Origin of the sequence: Amycolatopsis sp. lyj-108, assembly GCF_046549005.1 — a bacterium.
Taxonomy (GTDB): domain Bacteria; phylum Actinomycetota; class Actinomycetes; order Mycobacteriales; family Pseudonocardiaceae; genus Amycolatopsis.
Map to the genome: position 1 here is coordinate 267,338 of NZ_JAJPWQ010000004.1, position 22,073 is coordinate 289,410.

Consider the following 22,073-nt stretch of genomic DNA (forward strand, 5'->3'; position numbering starts at 1 on the left):
CCTGGTGAGGCGGACTGGACATACATGAAGGACCCCTTCCTTGCGCCTGGCGCAGTGAAGGGGTCCTTCATGTACCTCGGCAAGGTGTGAAGGTCGAGTTTCCTCGGCTGAGCCGGGGAAGGGGTCCGTCACGCGCCACTGCTGTGACCACTGGTGCCTGTGGGGCGAATGTGGCGGTCATCGAGTCCGTGCAGGCCTCCTTCACACACTGCCGAAACCCACTAACGCAAACGAAGAGGGCCGCCCAAACCGGGACGGCCCTCTTCCTTCACCTGACTCAGTGCTGCGGCGGACCGCCCTGCGGCCCACCGAACGGACCCTGCTGCGGGAACGGGCCGCTGCCCGGCCCCTGCGACGGCGGCCCCTGGTACGGGCCACCCTGCGGACCGGCAGGCGGCTGCGGCTGCGGCAACCGGGAGGGCGGCGGAACCTGAGGCTCCGGTGCGGCCTCCGGCTCGGGAGCGACCTGCCGCGGAGCGGGCGGCTCCTGCCGCGGTGTCGCGACGCCCAGCGCCGGAACTTCCTTGCGTGCCACGGCTTCCGCGGCCGCGACGGCCTCGGCGACCTTCGGGTCGCTGGAGGTGTCGAACCAGCCCTGGACCTCTTCGTCCTCCAGGTCCGGCTTCTCGACCGGTTCTTCCTTCGGCGGTTCGTAGCGGAACACGCCGTCGTCGCCGGGGGCGCCGAGCGCGCGGGCGAAGCCTTCCAGGGCCTTGCCGTAGTCGCTCGGGATCATCCAGACCTTGTTCGCGTCACCCTGCGCCAGCTGCGGCAGGGTCTGCAGGTACTGGTACGCCAGGACCTCGGGCGTGGGACGCCCGGCCTTGATCGCCGCGAAGACCTTCTCGATGGCCTTCGCCTGACCCTGCGCCTGAAGGTACCGGGCGGCACGTTCACCCTGCGCCCGCAGGATCCTCGACTGCCGCTCGGCCTCCGCGCCAAGGATCGCGGCCTGCTTGGCACCTTCGGCCGCGAGGATCTGGCTCTGCTTCTGACCTTCCGCGGTCTTGATCGCCGATTCCCGCTGACCTTCGGCGGTCAGGATCATCGCGCGCTTCTCACGGTCGGCACGCATCTGCTTCTCCATCGAGTCCTGGATGGAGGGCGGCGGGTCGATCGCCTTCAGCTCGACCCGGGCGACGCGGATGCCCCAGCGGCCGGTGGCCTCGTCGAGCACCCCGCGAAGCTGGCTGTTGATCGAGTCACGCGAGGTCAGCGTCTGCTCGAGGCTCATGCCACCGACGACGTTACGCAGTGTCGTGGTGGTCAGCTGCTCGACACCGACGATGTAGTTCGAGATCTCGTAGACCGCCGCGCGCGAATCGGTCACCTGGAAGTACACGACCGTGTCGATCGACACGGTCAGGTTGTCCTCGGTGATCACGGGCTGCGGCGGGAACGAGACGACCTGCTCGCGGAGGTCGATCCGCGCCCGCACCTTGTCCAGGAAGGGCACCAGAAACGTCAGGCCGGGAGAAGCCACCGTCCGGAACCGGCCCAGCCGTTCGATCACAGCGGACTGCGCCTGCGGCACCACCATGATCGCCTTGACCACGACGACGACCACGAACAACGCGAGCAATCCGACGACGATGAACACCACTGTTTCTGACAACTACCTTCCCCTTACGTAGAAACCCTTTGCCGTTCGGCCGTCCGGCTCACAGCTCGGCGGAGACGACCGCCGTGGCGCCCGAGATCTCGACGACCGTCACCGATGTCCCCGGGGCGATCGGTTCCCCTTCGGTCATGGCCCTGGCCGACCAGACGTCGCCCGCCAGCTTCACCTGCCCGGCTTCGACGTCCACTGTGGACACTACTACCGCTCGCGCGCCGATCAGCGCGTCGGTGTTGGTCTTGATGTCCGGCCCCGCGAGGAACCGGCGTTTGAGGGCGGGCCGGACGAGGGCGAGCATCCCGACCGAGGCGACGGCGAACACCGCGACGTCGATGAACGGGTTCCCGGTCAGTGCGGCGGAGCCTGCCCCGAACAGGGCTCCCGCGCCGACCATGAGCAGGAACAGGTCACCCGAGAGCAGCTCGGCGATGATCAAGAGGATCCCGGCGATCAGCCAGATGAGAGCGCCTGTCATGCGTTCATGCTCCCAGATCGCGCCGATTCATACCGAAGAAGCGAAACCGACGTGACCGACGCGTGACCTTGAGTGACCTCGCGCAAACCGGTCATTCAGGACTCCTCGCCCGGATCGGAGACGAAGTCGATGAGCCGCTCCACCGCTCCGATCAGCGGCGTTTCCAGATCCCGGTAGCTGCCGACCGCCGCCAGGACGCGCTGCCAGCCCTCCCACGGCTCGCCCCAGCCGAGCGCGTCGCAGACACCCTGTTTCCACTCCGTGCCACGCGGGATCTTCGGCCAGCCGCGGATGCCGACGACCGCGGGTTTCACGGCCTCCCAGATGTCGATGTACGGATGCCCGGTGATCAGCACGTTCTCGTCGCGGATTCCGTCGACGATCCGGGATTCCTTGCTGCCGGCGACCAGATGGTCCACCAGCACACCGAGGCGACGGCCGGTCCCGGTGCCGAATTCGTCGATGCGATCGGCGAGCACGTCCACACCATCGAGTGGTTCCACCACCACGCCCTCGACCCGCAGGTCATGTCCCCAGACCCGTTCGACGAGTTCGGCGTCGTGCTTGCCCTCCACCCAGATGCGCGAATCGCGGGCGACCCGGGCCTTGAGCCCTTGGACCTGGACCGACCCGGACGCGGAGATCCGCCTGGCCGGGGTCTTCGGTGCGGCCTTGGCGGGCACCAGCGTGACCGGTTTGCCTTCGAGCAGGAAACCCGCGGGATTCAGCGGGAACACGCGGTGCTTGCCGTGCCGGTCTTCGAGGACGACGTTGCCGTACTCGATCTTCACCACGGCACCGCAGTAGCCGCTGGCCGGGTCTTCGACCACGAGCCCGGGTTCGGCGGGCACCTCGGGGATCTTCCGCTTGCGCGGACCGGACAGCACGTCGTCGTACGAATGGGAGCGCACGGCGATCGACGCTATCGGGGCACGCGGCCGGCGTCTCCCCGCCACGCCGGTCAGGCGGCCATCCGCCGCCCTGCCGACGTCGATCGCGGACTCTTCACCGACAGAATGACAGCATCGCTTCGACGAACGGGGTCCGCTCACCCCGTTCGAGCGGGCGCATCACGAACAGCGGCGCGAGTGCGACACACCACGCGCGCACTCGGCCGGCGTCGAATCCGGGAAGATGCGGGGCGATCGCGTCGAAGCCGTCTTCGAGCGTGCCGCCTTCTTTCATCGGCAGCGTGACCCAATCGGCCAGATCGAAGAACGGGTCGCCGACGCTCGGCCGCGGATCGATCGCGACCGCGCCCCGTCCGGGCCCGCCGTCGAGGACGTTGCCCGGATGCAGGTCGCCGTGCACGATCGCGGTCCCTCCCCCATCGGTCGCGAGAGCCAGCGCCCGCAGCCGGGCGCGATCGAGCGTCTCCAGCGACAGCGTGGACTCGGCCACCGATCCGCGCAGCCCTCGCTCGGCGAGGCCGTACATGAAGACGACCCGGTCTTCCAGCGTCGAGAAGCCCGACGGCGGCGTCACCGCATGGATCTGGGTCAGCAGATCACCGACCTCCGCCCACGGCACGTTCGCCCCCGCCTCCAGCAATTGCGTGCCGGGATCGATGCCCTCCAGCAGGATCGCCCCGTCGGCGAGTTCGGTGGCGAGCACCTGCACGACCCGCGAACAGCCGTCCCACGCGCGGAGCGCGGCGGCCTCGGACTCGGCGATCGCGCGATCCGGGGTGAGTTTGAGGACCTTCTTGGCGCCGTCTTCCCCCGCACAGATCAGGGTCCGGCCGGTGTTGCCCGGCTTCGCGTCGACGACGGTGAGCCCCCACCGCGCCGCCAGCCGCGCCACGAGTACGGGCAGCTCGTCGCACCACGCCGTGACGTCGTCGCCGAATCGCTTGATCAGGCGTGCGCGGGCCTGATCGTCCAGCACCTTCAGAACAGCGGCCACGGGATGGCGCGCCAGTCGTCGCCGGGCTCCGGGAAGACACCCTCCGCCAGAAGCAGGTCGGTGCGCTCGGCCAGCGCGCGGATCTCGAAACCCGTGAGGTGCTCGCCGAGCGCGTCGCCGAGTTCGCCGTCCAGCCGCTCGCGCAGACCACGAAGCCTGCCGACCTCGGCCTCGGTCAGCCGCTCACCGATCCAGCCCCAGAGCACCGTCCTCAGCTTCGGGTCGGTGTGCAGGCAGATGCCGTGGTCGACGCCGTAGATCCGGCCGTCGGCACCGGCGAGCACGTGACCGCCCTTGCGGTCGGTGTTGTTGACCACGATGTCGAGCAGGGCGAGTTCCCGCATCCCCTGCCGGTCCGCGTGCGCGAGCACCGCGGGTTCACCGTCGCGATCGTGTGCGTGCAGCACGACGCGCCAGTCGTCCGGCAGGTTGTCCGGGGAGCGGACGTCGACCAGTTCCTCGTCGGTGGTCTCGATCCACAGCTGCACCATGCCGGGCCCGAACGGCCCGTCGCGCAGCACCGTTGGCGGGATCGCGCCGAGCCCGGAGGCATCGGCGACCATGGCCGTCGCGACCTCGCGGCCGGCGAGTGTCCCGTCCGGGAAGTCCCACAACGGCCGCTCACCGGACACCGGTTTGTACACGACGTTGCCGGTGACGCCGTCGAGTTCGATCGTGCAGAAGAGCGTGACGTTGGAGGCGTCGACGAGCCTGCCTTCGACGTCGATCTTGCCGCGCGTCACCAGCTCCCGCGAAGTCTCCGTCACCCGGTCAGTCCTCGAGGACGTCGACGTCGCGCCGGTACCCGTTCTGCCGCGGGCAGATGTGGCCCGCCGGGTCGAGCGGCTCGGCGCACAGCGGGCACGGCTTGCGGCCGGCGTTGACCACCCGGTCCGCTCGCTCCGCGAAAGCGCGCGCCGCGCCAGGGCTCAGGAAGACACGGACTGCGTCCGGACCTTCTTCGGTGTCGTCCAGAACGACCGTTTCGTCCACCTCGCCTTCCGTCATCGCGAGTAGTTCGATGACGACGGCGCTGCTCTCCGCGTCCCAGCCGAGACCCATGGTGCCGACGCGGAACTCCTCCTCGACCGGAACCGTGAGGGGGTCGACGTCGAGGAGCTCGTCGGGCGCGTCGTCCGGTACGTCCGCGCCGAACCGGCTGGCGACCTCTTCCAGCAGCGAGCCGAGCCTTTCGGCCAAGACCACGACCTGCTGTTTTTCGATCGTCACACTGATCGTGCGGACGTCCTCGGACGCCTGGAGGTAGAACGTGCGGTCGCCGGGCTCACCGACGGTTCCTGCGACGAACCGGTCGGGCTGGCGGAAGACGTGGATTACGCGAGACATGGCACCGTTGACCCTAGGCCACGGCCTCATGATCGGCATCCGCCGCCCCAAGGTTCAGCCAAGGGCGAAACCGCCGCGCCCCGGGCCGTCATCGGCAAAGGGACGAACCTAGTCTTCCCCTGTGGTTGAGATCGCCCCTTACGGCACCTGGACGTCTCCCCTGTCGGCCGTCGATGTCGCGGCCTCGGGAGTCAGCGCGCAATGGCTCGGAACGGCGGGAAACGAGGTGTGGTGGGCCGAAGCGAGAACCGGTGAGGGCGGCCGCGTGACCCTCGTGAGGTCCCGCGCCGGCGGCACGGTCGAAGACGTCCTTCCCGCTCCGTGGAACGTCCGGAACCGGGTCCACGAGTACGGCGGCCGTCCCTGGCTCGTCGTCGGCGACGACCTGGTCTTCACCCACTGGGCCGATCAGCGCGTCTACCGCCGCGACCTGACCACCGGCGAGACGACTCCGCTCACCCCGGAACCGGCCACCCGGCACCAGATCCGCTACAGCGACCTGCGACCCGGCCGGACCGGCGAAGTGTGGCTGGTACGCGAACGCAGCACCGGCCCACGGCGCGTCGACATCGCCCGCGACCTCATCGCCGTTCCTCTCGACGGCGGCCCGGAACGGGTGTTGACGGCCAGTCACCACTTCCTCACCGCGCCGCAGCTCTCCCCCGACGGCACGCATGCGGCGTGGATCGGCTGGAACCATCCCGCGATGCCTTGGGACGGCACGGAACTGTGCGTCGCCGAACTCCGCGAGGACGGGGCCTTCGGGCCCCATCGCGTCCTCGCCGGCGCGGCGGACGTCTCCGTCTGCCAGGTCGAATGGGAGACGGCGGACAGCCTGCTGGCCCTGCTCGACCCGGACGGCTGGTGGAATCTGCACCGCGTCGGACTCGACGGCGTCATCACGAACCTCGCACCGTTGGAGCAGGAGATCGGCGGTGCGCAGTGGAAACTCGGCGCCCGCTGGTTCACGCCGCTCGGGGACGGCAAGTTCGCCGTCATCGCCTCGGGCAAGCTCGCCGTCCTCGACGAGACGACGCGGCAAGTGACCCCGGTGGCGGCCGCCGCCGACCTCACCGCGTGGTCCACCAACGGTTTCGCCGTGCACGACGGCTACGTGGTCGGCGTCGCGGCAGGCCCGGCACGCGAAGGCGCCGTCGTGAAGGTCGATCTCGACGCCAAGACGGTCACCGAACTCGCGTCGGCGCCCGAACCTCCGTCGCCCGCCTACCTGTCGACGCCGGTGGAGCGGATCTTCAAGACCGACGACGGCGACCAGATCCCTGCCTTCGTCTATCTGCCCGCGAACGCCGACTTCACCGCGCCGGACGGCGAACGTCCGCCGCTGTTCGTGTACCCGCACGGCGGACCGACCGGCCGGGACAGCGCGGTGCTCGACTACGAGATCGCGTACTTCACCAGCCGCGGGATCGCCGTCGTCACGGTGAACTACGGCGGCTCGACCGGATACGGCCGCGCCTACCGCGAACGGCTGCGGGAACAGTGGGGCGTCGTCGACGTCGCGGACTGTGTCACCGTCGCCGAAGCTCTCGCCGCCGAAGGCACCGTCGACGGCGACAGGCTGGCGATCCGCGGCGGCAGCGCGGGTGGGTACACCTCCGCCGCCTCGCTGACCACCACGACGACCTACCGCGCGGGCACCGTGATGTACCCGATCCTCGACCTCGGCCAGTGGACCGGTGACGGCGGTGAGACGCACGACTTCGAGTCCCGCTACCTCGACGGCCTGGTCGGGCCGCTGCCGGAATGCGCACAGCGTTACCGGGACCGGTCGCCGATCAACAACGCGGGCACCCTCGCCGGCCCGTTGTTGTTCTTGCAGGGCCTGGAGGACGAGATCTGCCCGCCGGAGCAGGCGGATCGGTTCGTGGCCGGGCTGGCGGGGCGCGGCATCGAGCACGCCTACCTGAGGTTCGAGGGCGAGCAGCACGGTTTCCGGAAGGCGGAGACGATCGTGGCCGCGCTCGAAGCGGAGTTGTCGTTCTACGGTCAGGTCTTCGGCTTCGAGACGCCCGGCGTGCCGAAGCTCCGGCTGAGCCGATGAGGCCGGCGAAGACGCGGCCGGGCGACACGATCGCCTTGGTCGCCCCGGCGGGTCCGGTCCCGGCGGATCTGGTCGAGAAGGCACTGCCTGTCCTCCGCGGTTGGGGCGTCGAAGTCCACGTCGGCGAGTGCGTCCGCGCGGCGTCCACCGGCTACCTGTCGGCATCCGACGAGGCACGAGCCGCCGAATTCACCCGCGCCTGGCTGGACCCCGGGGTGACCTGCGTCCTCGCCGCCCGCGGCGGCTACGGCTCACAGCGGATGCTCGACCTCGTCGACTGGGCGGCGCTGCGGACGGCCGGGCCCAAGATGTTCGCCGGGTCGAGCGACGTGACGGCACTGCACCTGGCCGTGAACGTCCGCTTGGGACTGGGGACGCTGTTCTCGCCCATGCCCGCGACCACGCTGTTCGACGCGGTCGCCGCCGAACACCTGCGGCTTTCGTTGTTCGAGCCGGACTCCGTGCGGACGATCGCGTCGCCGACGTCGTCACCGCTCGTGCCGGGCACCGCGACCGGCACACTCGTCGGCGGCAACCTCGCCCTGCTGGCCGCATGCCTCGGTGCTCCGGAACAAGGCTCGGCCCGCGACGCGATCGTGGTGCTGGAGGACGTCACCGAGAGCCTCTACCGGATCGATCGGATGCTCACGCAGTTGCTCCGTTCCGGCTGGCTCGACGGCGTACGCGGCTTCGTGCTGGGTTCGTGGAAGTCCTGCGGTGAGCCCGAGGCGATCCGAGCCCTGATGCTCGACCGTCTCGGCCCCCTCGGCGTGCCCACGGCCTGGGAATTCGGCGTCGGGCACGTCCCCGCGTCGCCGACCATCCCCCTCGGTGCGCGGGCCACCCTCGACGCGGACGCGGGCACCCTTCAGGTCTTGCCATAACGGCAACGGAACTTGCGCGTTTGACCGAACCAAGGGCATCTTTCGGACATGGATTCCACACAACAGTTCTGGGAAGACTTCTATCGCGACAAAGAGCAGGTCTGGAGCGGTAAGGCGAACCCGATCCTGGTGAACGAGGTCACCTCGCTCACGCCGGGCACTGCACTCGATCTCGGCTGCGGCGAAGGCGGCGACGCCATCTGGCTCGCGCGGCAGGGTTGGCGCGTCACCGCCGTCGACATCTCGGAGGTCGCGCTCGAACGTGCTGCCGGGCACGCGGCCGAGGCCGGCGTCGAAGGCATCGTCTGGGAACGTCACGACCTGGCGAAGTCGTTCCCGGAGGGGCGCTTCGACCTCGTTTCCGCGCAGTTCTTCCACTCCCCCGTCGAGGTGGACGGCGAGCGGGACAAGGCACTCCGCCGCGCCGCCGAGGCCGTCACCCCGGGCGGCACCCTGGTGGTCGCCGGCCACGCGGGCTGGCCGACGTGGATGGAAGAGCCGCCGCACAAGCACGCCCACTTCCCGACGACGGCCGAGGTCCTCGAAACGCTGGCGCTGGCCGACGGTGAGTGGACCGTGGAGCGGCAAGACCTGATCACGCACGATTTTCCGGGACCGGAAGGACAGAACGGAACGCGTTCGGACAACGTGCTCCGCGTGCGACGCTCGGGCTAGCGCCTGGGTACCGTCACGGCATGCGGATGACGCCTGCGGAAGCCCGGTCACGGTTCGAAGGCGAGCGGATAGCGAGGCTCGCGACGACGGGCTCGGACGGCGTGCCACATCTGGTACCGGTGACGTTCGTCGTCGAAGGCGACTCGGTCACGTTCGCGATCGATCACAAGCCGAAGAGCACCACGGCCTTGCGGCGGCTGAAGAACATCGCGGAGAACCCGGTGGTCAGCTTCCTGACCGACCACTATGCCGAGCACTGGACCGGACTGTGGTGGGCCCGGGCAGACGGTGTCGCCCGAGTACTGACCGATCCCGACGAGCAGGCACTGCCGGTGCGGCTGCTGCGGGAGAAGTATCCACAGTACGAGGCGCAACCCGCTCCGCATGCCGTGGTGAGCACGCTGGTCCACTCCTGGAGTGGGTGGCGGGCTTCCTGAGCCTTCTTTTCGGCGTGGTTGCCGCCATGCGGCGACAACGCCGTCGCCGTGCCGTATAGGTCGTTATACACTTTGGTGGCCGCCACAGCGGACCGCGTCCGCAGCCCAAGTACATGAAGGCCCCCTTCCTTGCGTCTAGCGCAAGGAAGGGGGCCTTCATGTACCGAAAATCAGGAGGAGCGAGGAGCCTCGGCGGGCAGGAACTGCTCCACCGGCCTCCCCCGCCAAGCCGAGACGATGCCCAGCGGATCCGGCCGCAGCAGCGACGCGGCCGCGTACACGCTCGCCGCGACGACGCCCGCCATGAACCACCAGTCGTACAGCGCCTGCTCCCCTGTCGGGTAGTAGACCAGCGTCACGAACACCGACACCGCGACGACGACCGCGAGGTTCCGGCGGCGCCACTCGAACGCGGACAGGACCACGAAACCCCAGGTCAGGTACCACGGCAGCGAGGGCGGCGGGACGATCGCGCCGGCCAGCAGGACGATCGCCATCCGGTGGATCGCCGGGTTGCCGCCGTTGCGGGCGAGCCACCATTGGCGGCCGGCGAAGACGAACAGGCCGACCATCGCGATCGCCCGGAACACGGTGACGAACGGCGAGACCTCGACGTCGATCACCAGGTTCACCAGCGAGTAGAAGATCTCGCCGATCCCGGTCGGGAAGTTCATCCAGTTCGCGATCAGCGTCGGCGCCTTGAGGCCGGTCAGCCAGCCGAGGTTGACCGAACCGAGCGACAGCCACGTGCCCGCGACGAACACCGGCAGGAAGATCCCGACCGACGCGGCGCCCGCGCGGAAGAAGTTGACCACCTTCCGGTCGCCGGGCAGGTGGTTCGCCCACACCCAGACCAGGAACGGCAGCGCCCACGCCGCGGTGGGTTTGATCAGCATGCCGACGGTGACCAGGACGATCGCGACGACGTGTTTGCGCTCCAGCGCGGCCAGCACGCCGACGGTGAGGAAGCCCAGCATCAGCAGGTCGTTGTGCGGGCCGCCGACGAGGTGGATGACCGTCATCGGGCTGGCGATGGCGAGCCACAGGGTGATCGGCAGTTTGCCGCCGAGGTGCTTGACCAGCCTCGGCAGCGACCACAGCATCCCGACCAAGCCGATCATCAGGACCAGCCGGGTCGCGATGACACCGGCGATCATGTCGTTGCCGGTGACCGAGACGATCCCCTTGGCGACCAGCAGGAACAGCGGGCCGTACGGCGCGGGCGTGGTCTGCCACAGCGGGTGCACGTTCTGTACGACGTCCGGCAGCACGACCAGCTCGGCGGGGCCGTTGGCGTACGGGTCGAGCCCGTTGAGAAGCTGAGCGCCCTGCGCGAGGTAGGAGAACACGTCGCGGGTGAACAGCGGCGGCGAGACCAGCAGAGGCGCCATCCAGCAGGCGGCGGCGATCACGATCGGACGGCTACCGATCCGGCCTGCGAGTGCGTAGCGGCCGAGCCGGACCCACGCCCAGATGATCAGCCCGAAGCCCGTGTAGAGCATCGCGTTGGCGAGGATGCGGCCGTGGCCGTACCGGATCCACGACAACGGTCCGTGCCCCAGGATCGGGTCACGGATGAGGATGCCGCCGGCGCCGAGCGCCGCCAGCATCAGCAGCGTGCTGCCTATGGTTCCCATCGCGATGGTGCGGTACGGGAACCGGGAAGGCACCCGGAGCCGCTCGCCGAGGGAACCGGCCGAGGGCGTCTGCGGGGAGTCTGTCGTGGTCGCCATTTCGAGATTGGAGGTTACACACCGCGCCTGTGCGTGTGCGCGGCAATGGGTGTTTCCCGCGTCGGACACGGGAATCCCCTCGCTCAGCGGTCGGCCGCCGCACGCTGGGCGGTGCCACCGGGCAACGCCGCGAGCAGCGACTTCGTGTAGTCGTGTTTCGGGTCCAGCAGGACCTCTTCCACGGTACCGACCTCCACCAGTTCCCCGCGATACATCACCGCGACCCGGTCGGCGATGTTCCAGGCCAGCCCGAGGTCGTGGGTGATCACGAGCCCGGCGAGACCCAGCTCACGTCGCAGGCGCAGCAACAGTGCGAGGATCTCCCCTCGCACCGACGCGTCGAGTGAGGCCACCGGTTCGTCTGCCACGATCACGCCGGGGTCCAGCGCGAGCGCACCCGCGATGACGACCCGCTGCCGCTGCCCGCCGGACAGCTCGTGCGGGAGCCGTTCGAGGAACTTCTCCGCGGGCCGCAGTTCGGCCGCTTCGAGGGCCTTGATGACGAGCTCGTGCTCGTTCGCGGCCATTCCGTGGATGCGGGGGCCTTCCGCGACGGCCTCGTACACCGTGTGGTTCGGGTTCAGCGCGCTCGTCGGGTCCTGCAGCACGAGCTGGACCTGCCGCCGGTAGGCCTTGAGCCCGGCGCCGCCGAGCGGGACCGGTTTCCCGGCGTACCGCACCGCGCCGGAGTCGGGTTTCTGCAGCCCGAGCAGCGTCCTGGCCAGTGTCGTCTTGCCGGAGCCTGACTGGCCGACGAGTGCGACGATCTCGTCCTTCCGCACCTGGAGGCTCACCCCGGCGACGGCGTTGATCCGCTTGCCGGTTCGGTCGCGGAAGCTGACGCGCAAGTCCTCGGCCTCCAGCAGCGCGGGCTGATCACCGACGCGTTCCGGTTCCGGCGGCAACGGCGTGCTGGTGGCGGGCGCGAACCGCGACACCGGGTCGCCGACGGTCGGGAACGCGGCCGCCAGCGCCTTGCTGTGCTCGTGCCGCGGCGCGCTCATCAGCTCCGCGCTCGGCCGTTCCTCGACGATCTCGCCGTCGTACATCACCGCGATCCGACGGCAGGTCGCGGCGAGCACCGACAGGTCGTGGCTGATCATGATCAGCCCGATCCCCTGTTCGGCGACCAGCCTGCCCAGCAGGTCGAGCACCTGTGCCTGGACGACGACGTCGAGCGCGGTGGTCGGCTCGTCCGCGATGATCAGCCGCGGCGAGCAGGCCAGCGCCATCGCGATCATGACGCGCTGTTTCTGGCCGCCGGACAGCTCGTGCGGGTACGCCCCGGCGCGGCCGGGCGGCAGGTCGACCTGTTCGAGCAGTTCCTTGACCTTGGCGTTGATCTCACCGTCCGACAGCGCCTTGCCGCCGGGCGGGTGCAGGCGGATCGGCTCGGCGATCTGCTCGCCGATCCGGCGGACCGGGTTGAGCGCGTGCATCGCGCCCTGGAACACGACCGAGGCCTCGGCCCAGCGCACCGCGCGCAGCCTGCCCCACTTCATGGCCGTGACGTCTTCGCCGTCCAGCAGGATCTCTCCGCTGACCTTCGCCGACCGCGGGAGCAGCCGCAGGACGCTCATCGCGACGGTCGACTTCCCCGACCCCGACTCCCCCGCCACCCCGAGGGTGTCGCCGGGTTCGAGCACGAGGCTGACGCCGCGCACGGCGGCGACCTCACCGCTTCCGGTGGCGTAGGTGACGCCGAGGTTCTTCAGTTCCAGCAAGGAGCTCATGAGTGCTGTCCCTTCAGGCGCGGGTTCAGCACGGTCTCCAGCGCGCGTCCGACGAGGGTGAAGGCGAGAACGACCACGACGATCGCGATACCCGGCGGCAGCAGGTTCCACCAGGCGCCCTTGCTGATCGCGCCGTTGTTCAAGGCGGTCTGCAGCATGGCTCCCCAGGAGACGGTGTTCGGGTTGCCGACGCCGAGGAACGCCAGCGTCGCGTCCGCGATGACCGCGTTGCCCACGACGAGCGTGGTGTTGGCCAGCACGAGCGGCATCACGCCGGGAAGGACGTGCTTGCCGACGATGTGCAGGTGACCGCCGCCGAGCGCTTTCGCGCGCTCGATGTACGGGCGGCCCTCGATCGTCAGGGTCTGCGCGCGGACCAGGCGCGCGGTGCTGGGCCAGGCGGTGACGCCGATGGCGATGATCACCGTCATCGTGCCCTGATCCAGCACCGAGGCGAGCGCCACGGCGAGGACGAGCGACGGCAGCACCAGGAAGAAGTCCGTGAACCGCAGCAACAGCCCGGACAGCCAGCCGCCGAAATGCGCGGCCGCGATCCCGATGACGGTGCCGATCAGCACCGAGAGGAATGCCGCCGAGAAGCCGGTGAGCAGCGAGATCCGCGCGCCCCAGAACGTCATCAGCAGCACCGAACGGCCGTCGATGTCGGTGCCCAGCCAGAACTCGCCGCTGGGCGGTTCCAGCGAACTGCCTTCGGCCTTGGTGACGTCGAGGCCGGACTCGTCCGAGATCACCGGCGCGAGGATGGCCAGCAGCGTGATGAGGCCGAGGAAGGCCAGTCCGAAGACACCCGCCTTGTTCGTCGTGAACTCGTGCCAGCGCTTCGCCACCGACTCACGGCGGCGGCGCCAGACGATCGAACCGGGTTTTTCCGCTGTGGTCATGCCGTCCGCACCCTGGGGTCGAGCACGCGGTAGAGCAACTCCGCGAGCAGGTTCATCAGCACCACCGCACCCGCGAGGGTGACGAAGACTCCTTGCAGGACAGGCAGATCAGGCCCGCGGAGCGCTTCGTAGAGCAGCTGCCCGAGCCCCGGCCAGCTGAACACGGCCTCCACCGAGACCGCACCCGAGACGACCATCCCGAACTGCATGAAGACCAGCGTCACCGTCGGCAGCAGGGCGTTGGGCACGGCGTGCCGCTTGCGGACGAGGTCGTCGCGCAGCCCCTTGGCCCGCGCGGTGGTGAGGTAGTCCGAATTCATCTCGCCGATCAGGGACGACCGCATGACCAGCATGTACTGCGCGTAGAACACCACCAGCAGGGTCACGCACGGCAGCACCAGATGGTGGAGAACGTCGAGCCCTTCGCTGAAGAAGCCCGGCGCGACATCCGGGGAATGCATGCCACGGCTCGGGAAGAGACCATTGCTGGCCACCAGCAACATGAGCCCGAGCCAGAACTGCGGTACCGACCACAGCGTCAGCGCGAGTCCTGTTTGGACCTTGTCGAACCTGCTCCCCCGGCGCCAGCCCGCGCGGATGCCGAGCCACAGGCCGAGCATCACCGCGAGCACGGTCGCGCTGCCGACGAGCAGGATCGTCGGCCACAACCGCTCGCCGACCATGTCGAAGACCGGGCGCCGCTGCAGGTACGAGACCCCCATGTCGCCCTGGAGCAGGCCGACGACGTAGTCCCAGAACTGTTGCAGCAGCGGCTTGTCGACGCCCATCTGCTCGCGCAGCTCGGCCATCATCTTCGGGTCGGTCGGCCGGTCGCGGACCATGAACCGCACGGGATCGCCGGGCAGTGTCCGGAACAGGAAGAATCCCAGCACGACGACGAGCGCGAGGCTCGCCAGCGCGCCGCCGATCTTGGAGAGCACGAACCGGGCGGTGCCGGTCCCGCCCCGGCGCTCGTCGGGATCGACGAGCGCCGGGGTCTGGCCGAGGGAACTGAGTGCTTCGGTCAACGAGCTCTACTCCCGGTCGTCGGCCGACTTGCCGCGCCGCCCGAGCAGCACGCCACCGCCGACGAGCACCACGAGCACGACCGCGCCGATGCCGATCCACAGTCCGGTGTTGCCGCCTTCCTCCGCGCCCGGTGCTGCCGCGTCGGCCGGAGTGGCGCCGTAAACGCCCCAGTAGCCGGACTGCTCGAGGATCGCGCCGTCGGGCTGCGGCTGCTTGGTGAACGAGGCGAACTTGTCCGAGCGGTAGGCCTCGAGCACGTTGTCGTAGTCCAGGACGACGTCGACGTACTCGCCCGCCAGCACGGCCTGGGCCTGCTTGACGAGCTCGGCGCGCTTGGCCGGATCGAACTCGGTCAGCTGCTTCTTGTACAGGTCTTCGTAGCGCGGGTCGCAGAAGAACGTCGCCGAGCTGCCGCCGTTGCCCTCCGCGTTCGGGCGGCCGGCGCAGGTGTTCAGGCTCAGTGCGTAATCCGGGTCGGGCGAGGTGCCGTAGCCGGAGATGGCGAGATCGTAGTTGCCCGCGGTGGTGCGGTCGTCCAGTTCGTCGTCGGAGACGAGTTCCTGCTTGACGCCGATGCCGGCGTCCTTGAGCCAGCCGGTGAGGAACTGCGCGACACGCTGGTCGAACGGCCGGTTCGCGTGGCCGGCGAGGCGGAACTCCAGCTTCGCGCCGCCGGGGGCGACGCGGATGCCGTCCGCTCCCTTGGCGTAGCCCGCCTGGTCGAGCGTGGCGTTCGCGGCGGCGATGTCGAACTTGGTCTTTTCGGCGTCGGACGGGGTCCAGGTGTAGGCCTTGTAGATCGCCGGCACGACACCGGTCCCGGCCTGGCCGTAGCCGTTCATCACCTTTTCGACGATGGTCTGGGTGTCGACGGCCTGCGCGATCGCCTTGCGGACGCGGAGATCCTTCAGGATCGGGTTCCCGTCACCGATCGGCTGGTCGAGGACGTTCTTGACGCCGAAGTTGATGATGAGCTCGTTGTACCGGCGGCCCGGCGCCTTGTTCGTGGTGATGTTCTTCTCGCCCTTGAGCGCGTCGAACTGCGTCGGCGTGAGCCGGTTGATGACGTCGACCTCACCCTGCTTCAGCGCGTTGACCGCGGCCTCGGCGTCCTTGAACTGCAGCAGCTGCAACTCGTCGACCTTGGGCGCGCCACGCCAGTAGTCCTTGTTCGCCTTGAACTTCACGAACTCGTTCTTCTTGTACTCGGTCAGCAGATACGGTCCGCTGCCGACGCCGACGACGGCCATCTCGTCGGTCGAGGGGGCGTTGAGATCCTTGATCGGCTCCCAGATGTGCTTGGGCACGATCGGGACGTCGAGTGAGGTCACGCTCGCCTGCGGGGCCTTGGTCTTGATGACGAGCGTCTTGTCGTCCGGCGCAGAAACCGACTCGAAGTTGGTGACGTAGCTGCCGTTCGCGGTGCGGGCGTTCTCGTCGTCGAGCATTCGCTGGAAGGTGTACGCGGGGTCCTGCGCGGTGATCGGCTTGCCGTCGGACCACTTCATCCCCTGACGGATGGCGAAGGTCCAGGTGAGCTTGTCGTCCGAGGTCTTCCAGGACTCGGCGATGCCACCCGTGGGCTGGGTGTCCTCGGCCGAAGGCAGGGTGAGGAACTCGTAGTTGAACCGGCCGACCTGCGTCGACGCCGCCAGCTGGGCGGTGAAGGGATTCAGGTGGTCGATGCCGGTCGTGAGCGCCACCCGGAGGACCTTGCCCTGCTGCTGTGCCGCCGCGACGGGCACGAAAGGCACCGTCGCGACCGCCGAAGCGGCAAGGACCGCGACTACGCGAAGACCGCGTAGTCGCTTCGGAAAACGCTCAGTGCGCACGAAGACCACCCCATCGAAACTCGCTGTAACCCAACCCCCGAGGCGGAAAAGTAACCACATATCGCGGTAACCGCGCAATGACTCGCCAACACCGATCGTGCACGGCGGATGCCGTCGCGTGGTCGACAGCTACTTTACGTCTCGTCGACGTTGCGGTGAGTCACCGTTTCGGCGCGCGAGACGGCACCACGTGCAGTGTCCTGGGTATTCAAGGGAAGCGTGCTTGCAGAACGCTTGCGCCCGATGATGCTCAATCGATACGTGCGACGAAGTGCGAGCAAAGCGATTCGTCACCTGCTTGCGGTACTTGCGTGCGCAACCATCGCAAGCAGGTGACGAATTGCGGGGCGTCAGCCGACGGGGACCTCACGCCGCCGCGCGGTGGCGGCGGCCGCGTAGAGCCACGCGAACAGCATCCACATGCCGGCGAAGATGAGCCCGACGGTCACGTACGCGACGGTCCACAGCACGGCGGGCGTCTCCGACTTCCGTTCCCGTTGCAGGAACTCGATCTCGGACATGAACGGGCGGGTACCGGACGCCGCGTCGATCGCCGGGGCGTCCGCGGCCGGGTCGGCGGGCGCGTAGATCGGGGCGAGCCCCATCACCCGGTTCGGGACGTGCACACGGATCCCGGTCTTCCACTGACCGAACACCGGCAGCGGCTGGGTCGTGCGATACACCCCGTCGCCGATCTTCTCCAGCGGCGCGGTGAAGAAGTCGCCGCCCTGCCAAGCGAAACCGTTCAGCCACACGGCGTCGTCGGCGAGGTCGGGACGGGAGATCGTGACGGTCGCGTCGACCCAGCGGGGCGTGCCACCGCCGTGCGGATTCGAGATCGGCAGCCCGGCCGCGGCTTCGCTCAGCCGGACGTCGGCGCTGAATCCGGCTTCCGGATCCTGCGGGACGGCGACGGCCGACATCAGGGCGACCGCGCCCAGCGCGCCGACGAGTCCGACGGTGTGCCGGGGCCCTGCCGCGGGCACCAACGTCGCCGTCTCCTCCACCCGCTGGTACTGCCAGACACCGATGAAGGCACCCGCCAGTGCGGCGCCGGTCCCGAACAGGACGAACAACGGCAAATGGGCCGTCGGCCAAGGGTTCGGCATCAGCCACTGGGTGAACGCCGCCTCGGCGAGCATCCCGGCCGTCCCCACGAGCAGACCGGCGACAGCGGCGAAGGTGTAGCCCTGACGGCTCCGCATCGCCAGCGCGACGACCTCGATGATCACCGCTTCGGCGACGTACGGCAGCAATGAGGCCACATGCAGATCGGCGAACAGCGGGATGACGGTGAACGAAGCACGGGAGGCGAGGAAGACAGCGAGGACGATCAGCGCGCCGCCGGGTCCCCAGGACAGCCGCCCGTAGGTCAGCGTCCAGGCGCCGATCAGGCCGACGAGCACGACCTGCGACAGCATCGGGAACTGCGGGACGCCGAGGTCGAACTCCATGAGGAACGCCGAAGCACCCATCATCCAGGCACCGGCGAGCACCGGGCCGAGCAGACGCACGACCGGTCCGGTCGCGCCGACCTGTCGCGCTTCGCCGAGCAGCAATTGCAACCCCAGCACCACGCAGACGCCGCCACCGATCATCAGGACGTGCGTCGGCCCCCATTCGGTGACGTCCTGGCCGAACAGGCGGTGCCAGACGTCGTCGAGCGGGAATCCCGCGATGCCGACCAGCCCGGTCGCCATCATCTGGATGGACCCCATCGGCGCCCGCCAGTGCGGGCCGATCTTGAACGTGCGCTTGGGCAGGTCCTTCGTCGCCAGTGTCGCGCTGAGCACGCCGCTGGCGAAGATGCCCATCAGTCCGAAGTAGATCGGGAAGTGCGAGGGGTTCGCGAGCGGGCCTTCGTCACGGCCGAGCTCCATGTGGATCGGCACGTCCCAATAGACGCCGATCAGCGCCGACATCCCGGAGAGGAACGCGACGAACATCGGCAGCGCCGCCCAGCGCGGCAGACCGCTGAAGTCACCCATCCAGTCGGCGACGCGGCCGATGACGGTCCGCTTCCCCGCGCGTTCGCGGAGCACGAAAAGGGCCAAGGGCAGGAAGACCGCGGTGAACATCAGGCCCGCGATGACGATCTGCCCGAATTGCGCGCCGCCGGCAGGCGGGCTCTCCTGAGCCATGAACACCGTTCTCGCCTTCCTGCTAACCTAAGTAACTGTTACCTTGGGGTAACACGATAGAGGCATGGTTCCGGCCAGGCAAGCCGGGGCGTACGACTTGGAGGAACCTCGATGCGGAGGATCGGCGGGATCTGCGGGATCACCGTGGCCGCGCTGCTGGCTGCGACCGGCTGTTCGGGATCGACCGGTTCCGAGCCGTCGCCGGGCACCGGCACCCGGACCGTGAAGTTCTCGATCACCGAGGGCAAGCGCACGGCGGGCCCGGAGGAGGTCGCGGTGCGGACCGGCGAGAACGTCGCGCTCGAGGTCACCTCCGATCAGGCGGACGAACTGCACGTCCACGGTTACGACAAGGCCGCACAGCTGGCCCCCGGGGTTCCGGGGACGGTCTCCTTCACCGCGAACATCGACGGGATCTTCGAGGTGGAACTGCACAGAAGCGGCGCGGCGGTGACCAAGCTCCGGGTGAGCGGATGATCCTGGCGCACGGCCTCGGCGGCCGGTCCGATCTGCCGGTGCCGCTGTGGCTCGCGCTCTACGCGGGAGCGGCGGCCGTCGTCGTCTCCTTCTTCGCGCTCACTGTGTTCTGGAAGGAACCAAAGCTCCGCGGCGACGACGCCGGCCGCGCACTCCCCCTCCCCCTGCAGCGGTTCGTCGACAGCACGTTCTCGCGGGTCGCGTCACGCGTGGCCGGCGCGGTGCTGTTCGCGGGTTTCCTCGCGATGGCGTGGGCCGGTCCCGGCAGTTCGGCCGACAACCCGGCTCCAGCATGGTTCTACGTCTGGTTCTGGGTGGGACTGGTTCCGCTTTCGCTCCTGTTCGGCCCGGTCTGGCGGCGATTGAATCCACTGAGGACGGTCGCGTCGCTGATCCCCGCGCGGCATCGCGAACTCCCGGACCGGCTGGGCTACCTGCCCGCGATCGTCGGCCTCCTGGCGTTTCTCTGGCTGGAACTGGTGTTCCCGCATTCGGATTCGCCGCGCGCGATCGCCCTTTTCTGCACCGTGTATGCCGTTATACACATTGCTCTCGGCGTGGTCTACGGCCCGCGATGGTTCGACCGCGGTGACGCTTTCGAGGTCTACGCGCGCCTGATCGCGGCCTTGTCCCCGTTCGGCAGGCGCGCCGACGGACGGCTAGTGGTCCGGAATCCGCTGGACGGGCTGGTCACCGTCTCCCCCGCGCCCTGGTTGACCGCGCTGGTACTGGTGGTGCTCGGCTCGACGGCGTTCGACGGCCTGACCCGGCTCCCGTTCTGGACTTCGCTGGACGCCGGCGTCCTCGGGGGTACCGCCGGGCTCGCGGCCTGTATCGCGCTCACGTACGGCGCCTACGCGGGCGCGATCAGCCTGACCAGACCGTATCTGCGCCGGGGTTTCGACCCGTATCCCGCGTTCGCGCCGTCGCTGATCCCGATCATGGTCGGCTACACGGTCGCGCATTACTTCTCGTTCGCCGTGTTCTCCGGGCAGCAGGGCTTCGGCCGTGCGATCGACTACACGGTCGTCTCGACCGGCGTGATCGCGCTGGTGCAGATCGCCGGAATCGTCGCGGGGCACGTGCTGGCCGTAACCTCGGCGCATGACCGTTCCGTCGGCGTGCTGCGCGCGAACTACGTCAAAGTGGGCCAGTACCCCATGCTGGCGCTGATGATCGGCTACACCGCGCTCGGGATCGCACTGGTGTCCGGCTCATGACCATCGCGGCGCGGGTGATGATGATGCACCAGGGCGGCTGGGACGAGATCCTCATCTTCGTCGGCCCCGTGGTGATCATCGGGCTGCTCATCTACGTCGCGCGCAAACAGGTCCCGACGACGCCCGAAGAGGACGACGACTAGGCCGTGTCCTGTGAGTACCGCCTGGCGTGCTGACCTGCGGAAAGGAAGCGGGGGACCTTTGGTGTCACGGGAAGGGGTGTGTGGATATAGGGACGTTGAGTGTCCCTATATCCACACGGTCACCACGCGGGGACCACGAACATGACTTGCAGGAAACGGCCTAGCGCGCGTTTCATAAGCCAAGTTCGCGGTCTTCGCGCCCAAGCGTGGTTCCGGACTGGCCGACAGGAGTCAGCTGCGCTCTGAGTGTCCACAAGAGACGCTTTCCAGCGACGAAATGTCTACTTTAAGGCATATGCCCCTTGAGGCAATGGGGGTCGTGAGTGGCAAGTAGCGTTCTAACCCTCTTTACCGCTCACGACCCCTCGCCACACCGCACAACTCGCCCAACTCGGACACTGACACCTCGGAAAATGTCCCTAATGGACAGTCAGGAAGGCGTCTCTTCGGCCAGTCCCGCCCCAGCCGCCAACTCCGGCCACGACACGTTTGACTTACCCCTCAATAGGAAACGGCCTAGTCACGAAACCGATCCGTCGCCGCCAGCAACGCGGCCAGGATGCCGGGTTCGTCGTACACGTGCCCGGCATCCGGCACGATCACCAGTTCCGAATCCGGCCATGCCTTGTGCAGGTCCCACGCGGAGACCATGGGCGTGGCAAGGTCGTACCGCCCCTGCACGATCACGCCGGGTATGTCCTTCAAGGTGGCGGCGTCCCGGATCAGCCGTCCTTCTTCGAGCCACCCGTTGTTCACGAAGTAGTGGTTCTCGATCCGCGCGAACGCCAGTGCGAATTCCGGCGAGGCGAATTCCGCCACCAGTTCGGGCCTGGGAAGCAGCGTCGTCGTCGCGGCCTCCCAGGTGCTCCACGCGACAGCGGCCGGCCCGTGCACCCGGGGGTCGGGGTCGGCGAGCAGCTTCGCGTACCGCTCGACGGGATCCCCGTCGAGCTCCGCGATCGGCGCCATGAACTTCTCCCACAAGTCCGGAAAAACGTTCGCCGCGCCACCCCGGTAGTACCAATTCAATTCGGACGAACGCAGCGTGAAGACCCCGCGCAGCACCAACTCCGACACGCGTTCAGGGTGCTTCTCGGCATACGCCAGCGCCAACGTCGATCCCCATGACCCGCCGAACACCTGCCACCGCGAGATGCCCAGCGACTGCCGCAGTCGCTCGATGTCCTCGACGAGATGCCAGGTCGTGTTCAACGAAAGATCGCCCGACGCGGAGGCGTGCGGCAACGACCGTCCGCAGCCGCGCTGGTCGAACAGGACGATCCGATAGGCGGCCGGGTCGAACAGCCGGCGGTGCGACGGTGAGCAGCCGCCGCCAGGGCCGCCGTGCAGGAAAACCACGGGCTTGCCGTCAGGGTTGCCGCATTCCTCCCAGTACACGAGGTTGCCGTCACCGGTGTTCAGGTGGCCTGAAGTGTAGGGCTCGATCTCCGGGTACATGC

The 22,073-nt window shown here is 68.5% G+C and carries 20 protein-coding genes; 7 read left to right on the forward strand and 13 right to left on the reverse strand.

Annotated features, from left to right (window positions below; translation table 11 throughout):
• Positions 1-277: 277 nt before the first annotated feature.
• The 6 genes from ACLJO0_RS17275 to ACLJO0_RS17300 all read right to left on the reverse strand — a co-directional run bounded on the left by ACLJO0_RS17275 (position 278) and on the right by ACLJO0_RS17300 (position 5,345).
• Positions 278-1,603 (reverse strand): SPFH domain-containing protein, encoded by a 1,326-nt coding sequence (locus ACLJO0_RS17275; protein WP_410579883.1) that lies wholly within the window; start codon positions 1,601-1,603, stop codon positions 278-280.
• Between the two features lie 58 nt (positions 1,604-1,661).
• Complete coding sequence (locus tag ACLJO0_RS17280; protein WP_125787764.1) at positions 1,662-2,093, reverse strand: NfeD family protein; 432 nt, start codon at positions 2,091-2,093, stop codon at positions 1,662-1,664.
• 95 nt (positions 2,094-2,188) lie between these two features.
• Positions 2,189-3,004 (reverse strand): DUF3097 domain-containing protein, encoded by an 816-nt coding sequence (locus ACLJO0_RS17285; protein WP_125787763.1) that lies wholly within the window; start codon positions 3,002-3,004, stop codon positions 2,189-2,191.
• A gap of 94 nt (positions 3,005-3,098) precedes the next feature.
• Positions 3,099-3,998 carry an aminoglycoside phosphotransferase family protein gene (locus tag ACLJO0_RS17290; protein WP_410579527.1) on the reverse strand — a complete coding sequence of 300 codons (900 nt, stop codon included), beginning with the start codon at positions 3,996-3,998 and terminating at the stop codon, positions 3,099-3,101.
• Complete coding sequence (locus ACLJO0_RS17295; RefSeq protein WP_410579528.1) at positions 3,983-4,765, reverse strand: SCO1664 family protein; 783 nt, start codon at positions 4,763-4,765, stop codon at positions 3,983-3,985. Before ACLJO0_RS17295 ends, ACLJO0_RS17290 begins: the two co-directional genes overlap by 16 nt.
• Positions 4,766-4,769: 4 nt before the next feature.
• Complete coding sequence (locus ACLJO0_RS17300) at positions 4,770-5,345, reverse strand: DUF3090 domain-containing protein (RefSeq protein WP_125678033.1); 576 nt, start codon at positions 5,343-5,345, stop codon at positions 4,770-4,772.
• A 121-nt stretch (positions 5,346-5,466) separates the two neighbouring features.
• Between ACLJO0_RS17300 and ACLJO0_RS17305 the strand changes: the two genes are divergently transcribed.
• The 4 genes from ACLJO0_RS17305 to ACLJO0_RS17320 are packed head-to-tail and all read left to right on the forward strand — an operon-like array spanning position 5,467 to position 9,403.
• Positions 5,467-7,407 carry a S9 family peptidase gene (locus ACLJO0_RS17305; protein WP_410579529.1) on the forward strand — a complete coding sequence of 647 codons (1,941 nt, stop codon included), beginning with the start codon at positions 5,467-5,469 and terminating at the stop codon, positions 7,405-7,407.
• Positions 7,404-8,291 (forward strand): LD-carboxypeptidase, encoded by an 888-nt coding sequence (locus ACLJO0_RS17310; protein ID WP_410579530.1) that lies wholly within the window; start codon positions 7,404-7,406, stop codon positions 8,289-8,291. Before ACLJO0_RS17305 ends, ACLJO0_RS17310 begins: the two co-directional genes overlap by 4 nt.
• Before the next feature lie 48 nt (positions 8,292-8,339).
• Positions 8,340-8,966, forward strand: coding sequence for a class I SAM-dependent methyltransferase (locus ACLJO0_RS17315; protein WP_410579531.1), 627 nt, complete (start codon positions 8,340-8,342; stop codon positions 8,964-8,966).
• Between the two features lie 20 nt (positions 8,967-8,986).
• Positions 8,987-9,403 carry a TIGR03668 family PPOX class F420-dependent oxidoreductase gene (locus tag ACLJO0_RS17320; RefSeq protein ID WP_410579532.1) on the forward strand — a complete coding sequence of 139 codons (417 nt, stop codon included), beginning with the start codon at positions 8,987-8,989 and terminating at the stop codon, positions 9,401-9,403.
• A gap of 170 nt (positions 9,404-9,573) precedes the next feature.
• Here ACLJO0_RS17320 and mptB read toward each other — a convergent pair whose 3' ends face one another.
• From mptB to ACLJO0_RS17350, 6 genes are all read right to left on the reverse strand, one after another.
• A complete protein-coding gene (gene mptB / locus ACLJO0_RS17325; RefSeq protein WP_410579533.1) occupies positions 9,574-11,136 on the reverse strand; it encodes a polyprenol phosphomannose-dependent alpha 1,6 mannosyltransferase MptB in 1,563 nt (520 codons plus the stop codon).
• Between the two features lie 83 nt (positions 11,137-11,219).
• A complete protein-coding gene (gene nikE, locus ACLJO0_RS17330; protein ID WP_410579534.1) occupies positions 11,220-12,869 on the reverse strand; it encodes a nickel ABC transporter ATP-binding protein NikE in 1,650 nt (549 codons plus the stop codon).
• Positions 12,866-13,771 carry an ABC transporter permease gene (locus ACLJO0_RS17335; RefSeq protein WP_410579535.1) on the reverse strand — a complete coding sequence of 302 codons (906 nt, stop codon included), beginning with the start codon at positions 13,769-13,771 and terminating at the stop codon, positions 12,866-12,868. Before ACLJO0_RS17335 ends, nikE begins: the two co-directional genes overlap by 4 nt.
• Complete coding sequence (locus tag ACLJO0_RS17340; protein ID WP_410579536.1) at positions 13,768-14,799, reverse strand: ABC transporter permease; 1,032 nt, start codon at positions 14,797-14,799, stop codon at positions 13,768-13,770. The genes ACLJO0_RS17335 and ACLJO0_RS17340 overlap by 4 nt, the downstream gene beginning before the upstream one ends.
• A gap of 6 nt (positions 14,800-14,805) precedes the next feature.
• Entirely contained in the window at positions 14,806-16,692 is a 1,887-nt protein-coding gene (locus ACLJO0_RS17345; protein ID WP_410579537.1) for an ABC transporter substrate-binding protein, read from the reverse strand.
• A 290-nt stretch (positions 16,693-16,982) separates the two neighbouring features.
• The gene (locus tag ACLJO0_RS17350) at positions 16,983-18,773 is read right to left on the reverse strand and encodes a hypothetical protein (protein WP_410579538.1); all 1,791 of its coding nucleotides are present in this window, start codon (positions 18,771-18,773) and stop codon (positions 16,983-16,985) included.
• 111 nt (positions 18,774-18,884) lie between these two features.
• On the opposite strand from ACLJO0_RS17350, the gene ACLJO0_RS17355 reads away from it, so the two are divergent.
• From ACLJO0_RS17355 to ACLJO0_RS17365, 3 genes are read left to right on the forward strand one after another with little or no spacing between them, the layout of a single operon-like run.
• Positions 18,885-19,250 carry a hypothetical protein gene (locus tag ACLJO0_RS17355; RefSeq protein WP_410579539.1) on the forward strand — a complete coding sequence of 122 codons (366 nt, stop codon included), beginning with the start codon at positions 18,885-18,887 and terminating at the stop codon, positions 19,248-19,250.
• Complete coding sequence (locus ACLJO0_RS17360; protein ID WP_410579540.1) at positions 19,247-20,470, forward strand: hypothetical protein; 1,224 nt, start codon at positions 19,247-19,249, stop codon at positions 20,468-20,470. The genes ACLJO0_RS17355 and ACLJO0_RS17360 overlap by 4 nt, the downstream gene beginning before the upstream one ends.
• A complete protein-coding gene (locus tag ACLJO0_RS17365) occupies positions 20,467-20,613 on the forward strand; it encodes a hypothetical protein (protein ID WP_020635224.1) in 147 nt (48 codons plus the stop codon). The genes ACLJO0_RS17360 and ACLJO0_RS17365 overlap by 4 nt, the downstream gene beginning before the upstream one ends.
• A 516-nt stretch (positions 20,614-21,129) precedes the next feature.
• Here the strand turns inward: ACLJO0_RS17365 and pip are convergent.
• On the reverse strand, positions 21,130-22,071 hold the full coding sequence (pip, locus tag ACLJO0_RS17370) for a prolyl aminopeptidase (protein ID WP_410579541.1): 942 nt from the start codon (positions 22,069-22,071) through the stop codon (positions 21,130-21,132).
• Positions 22,072-22,073: the final 2 nt, after the last annotated feature.